This window comes from Streptomyces torulosus (assembly GCF_001419765.1).
GTDB classification, from domain to species: Bacteria; Actinomycetota; Actinomycetes; order Streptomycetales; family Streptomycetaceae; genus Streptomyces; species Streptomyces torulosus.
Map to the genome: position 1 here is coordinate 1 of NZ_LIRK01000668.1, position 2,869 is coordinate 2,869.

The following is a 2,869-nucleotide window of genomic DNA, read 5'->3' on the forward strand; positions in this document are numbered from 1 at the left end:
GATCGCCGCCCGCGACGACCCGGAGGCCACGGCCATCGGCACCCCCTCTGCCGCCAGCAGTTCCACGAACGTCCGCATCTCCGGAAACACCGGGGTGGAGACACGGGCCCGCTCCAGATAGCGGCGGTCCAGCTCGTCGACGAGTTCGGCGCGCGGCGCGGCGATGCCGTACCGCTCCTTCCACAGACCCAGCGTCTCCCACGTGCTGATGCCCACGTACGCCTCGTTGTCCTCCCAGGTGAAGCCGGGAGCCCCGTGCGCGGCCAGCAACTCCCGCGCGGCCTCGTAGTAGTTCGGCTCGCTGTCCACGAGCGTTCCGTCGAGATCGAAGACGACCGCCGTGCCGCCGAGAGTGCCCATGCGTCCAGGATGTCAGCGGCCGGCCGGGCGGCGGCCACCGGCCGCTCCGCGCTCAGTTCCCGGCGGCCCGGCCGACCGACTCCACCAGCGGCAGCAACCGGTACGGCACCCGCTCCCGCAGCGCGACCTCCGTACGGGTGCGTACCACGCCGGGCAGGCTGATCAGCGACTGGATCACGTCCTCCAGGTGCGCGTTGTCGCGGGCCACGACCCGGGTCAGCAGATCGCCGCCGCCCGTGATGGAGAACGCCTCGATGATCTCCGGCACTGCCGCCAGCGCGTCCCCCACGTCGTCGAGGTGCCCCTGCGTCACCTCGATGTGCACGAAGGCCAGCACCGGATGGCCGAGCGCGGCGGGGGAGAGCGACGGCGCCGTCCCGGTGATCACACCGTCCCGCTCCAGCCGGTCGAGCCGCGCCTGCAGCGTCCCCCGCGCGACACCGAGCACCCGGGCGTACTCCCGCACACTCGTCCGCGGCTGCTCCAGGAGCAACCGCAGGATCCGGGTGTCGAGCTCGTCCACAGCCATGATCCGTCGACCTCCCTGCGCCATTCGACGATCATGGAAACGGTATCAACGGCCCTCTCGCCCCTCCCCGTGGCGCGGCCTCGCGCCAAGCCGGACGCGCCGAGAAGGCCGTTCGCCCGACGCCTGATCCGATGGCCCACCAGGGGCCCGCCGCGCCCCTGGTTGTCTGGGCCAATGGCTCAGCCCCGGACCTCCGTGTTGAGCCATTGGGGTCAAAGGTGCTTATCTCTTCCCATCCACTTAGTTTCGGCGCCGCGCAGTGCCGGACGGCGACGAGGCCGGACCGGAGCGCGGCGCCTTCGCTGTGCCCGCCGCCCGCTGAGACCCAGCACCCCGCGGACGCGGCACGCACCAGTGCAAGGGGGCGGTACACGGCCATGAAGAGGATGTTCACAGCGCCCGATCCGGGACGTCTGCGGCTGCGGAACTCAGTCCGCGCCGTCATCGGCGTGGGCGCCGCGGTGGCCGTCTCCGAGCTGAGCGGCTTCCCCCTCCCCGCGTCGATCACGGGGGGCCTCGCCGCGCTCCTCGCCCTCTTCACCGTCACCGACGGCACGGTCCGCGCCCAGCGGATCACCACCGCCCTGCTGCCCCTGGCCGGATTCCCGGTCCTGGCGTTCGCCACCACGCTGCACGACCTCACCGCCGCCCGCGACATGGCGTTCGTCGCCACCGTCTTCTGCGGGGTCTACGCCCGCCGCTGGGGAGCACGCGGTCAGGCGCTCGGCATCTTCGCCTTCATGAGCTTCTTCGTCACGCAGTTCCTGCACGCCGTCCCCGCGCAACTGCCCGGGCTCTACGCCGCCATGACCCTCGCCCTGCTGGTCGCCGGGGCCGTGCGCTTCGTCCTGTGGCCCATCGAACGCGGCGCCCCGCCGGTCGCGCCCCCCGCCGAGGCGCCCCGCACGGGCCTGGACCGCCCCACCACCCGGCAGGCGTTCCAGGCGGCGGCCGCCTGCGCGGTCGCGCTGATCGTCGGCCAGGGCTTCTCCGAGGACCGCTGGTACTGGGCCGTCGGCACCGCCTGGTGGATCTTCGTCAACACGACGTCCCGGGGCGAGACCCTGGTCCGTGGTTTCCGCCGCGTCCTCGGGACCGTGATCGGCGTCGCCGTCGGCCTCCTCGTGGCCGTTCCGCTCGACGGGGCGCCCGTGGCGTCGGCCGCGCTCGTCGCGCTCTGCGTCTTCGGGATCTTCTACACGGCGGCCGTGTCGTACTCCTGGATGATGCTGGCGGTCACCGTCATGGCCAGCCTCCTCTACGGCCTGCTGGGTGTCCTGGACGCCCAGCTGCTCGCGCTCCGGCTCGTCGAGACGGGGGTCGGGGCGGGCTGCGCCATGCTCGCGGTCGTCCTCGTCCTGCCGGTCACCACCCACGCGACCAACGACGCCTGGATCCTGCGGGCCCTGCACTGCGTGCACGCCGCCGCGACCGAGACGGCCGCCCGGCTGGAGGGCGACCCCGAGGCCGACCCGGCCCCGCACGCCGCCGAACTGGAGGCGCTGTTCGGGCGGGCCCGTGTCGCCCTCGCCCCGCTGGTGCATCCGCTGAACCCGTTCCACGGCCGCAAGGCGCGCGCCCGCCAGGCCCTACGTCTCCTCGACGACTGTGTGAACGAGGTCCACGCCCTGGTGTCGGCCACCGCCGAGCCGCCCGCCTCCCACGAGGCGTCCCTCGTGGCCGCCTGCTGGCGGGTGAAGGCCGCGGTGGAGGCCCTGACCGTCCACGAGACGCGGGCCCCTGCCTGGCCACAGCACCTCACCGGCCAGGAGGCCCCGCACCAGCCGGAACCCGGCACCCCCCTGGTCCACCTGCACAACCTGGAGCGGACCCTGTCCGACCTGGCCCTGCCCCTGGGCCGTGGCTGACAGTTCCCGTCTCCGGGCGACGGGCGACGACGCCCATGGTCGGACACGGCCTGGGCAGGACCCCGGGCTCCCGGCTGGCCGGCTCCTGACCCGCGGCGCTCCACCGCCCCGA

The 2,869-nt window shown here is 73.4% G+C and carries 3 protein-coding genes; 1 reads left to right on the forward strand and 2 read right to left on the reverse strand.

From position 1 onward, the window contains the following. Both AOK23_RS36950 and AOK23_RS36955 read right to left on the reverse strand, forming a co-directional pair. On the reverse strand, positions 1-360 hold a 360-nt coding region (locus AOK23_RS36950), incomplete at its 3' end, for an HAD family hydrolase (RefSeq protein ID WP_157878262.1). A gap of 52 nt (positions 361-412) precedes the next feature. Then, positions 413-889 (reverse strand): Lrp/AsnC family transcriptional regulator, encoded by a 477-nt coding sequence (locus AOK23_RS36955; protein WP_055523826.1) that lies wholly within the window; start codon positions 887-889, stop codon positions 413-415. Between the two features lie 386 nt (positions 890-1,275). On the opposite strand from AOK23_RS36955, the gene AOK23_RS36960 reads away from it, so the two are divergent. Further along, positions 1,276-2,757: an FUSC family protein gene (locus AOK23_RS36960; RefSeq protein WP_063791473.1), complete on the forward strand. Its 1,482-nt coding sequence runs from the start codon at positions 1,276-1,278 to the stop codon at positions 2,755-2,757. Positions 2,758-2,869: the final 112 nt, after the last annotated feature.

Coding starts and splice junctions, on each gene's coding strand:
- AOK23_RS36960 (WP_063791473.1), top strand. CDS start 1,276: ATGTTCACAGCGCCCGATCCGGGACGTCTGCGGCTGCGGAACTCAGTC.
- AOK23_RS36955 (WP_055523826.1), bottom strand. CDS start 889: ATGGCTGTGGACGAGCTCGACACCCGGATCCTGCGGTTGCTCCTGGAG.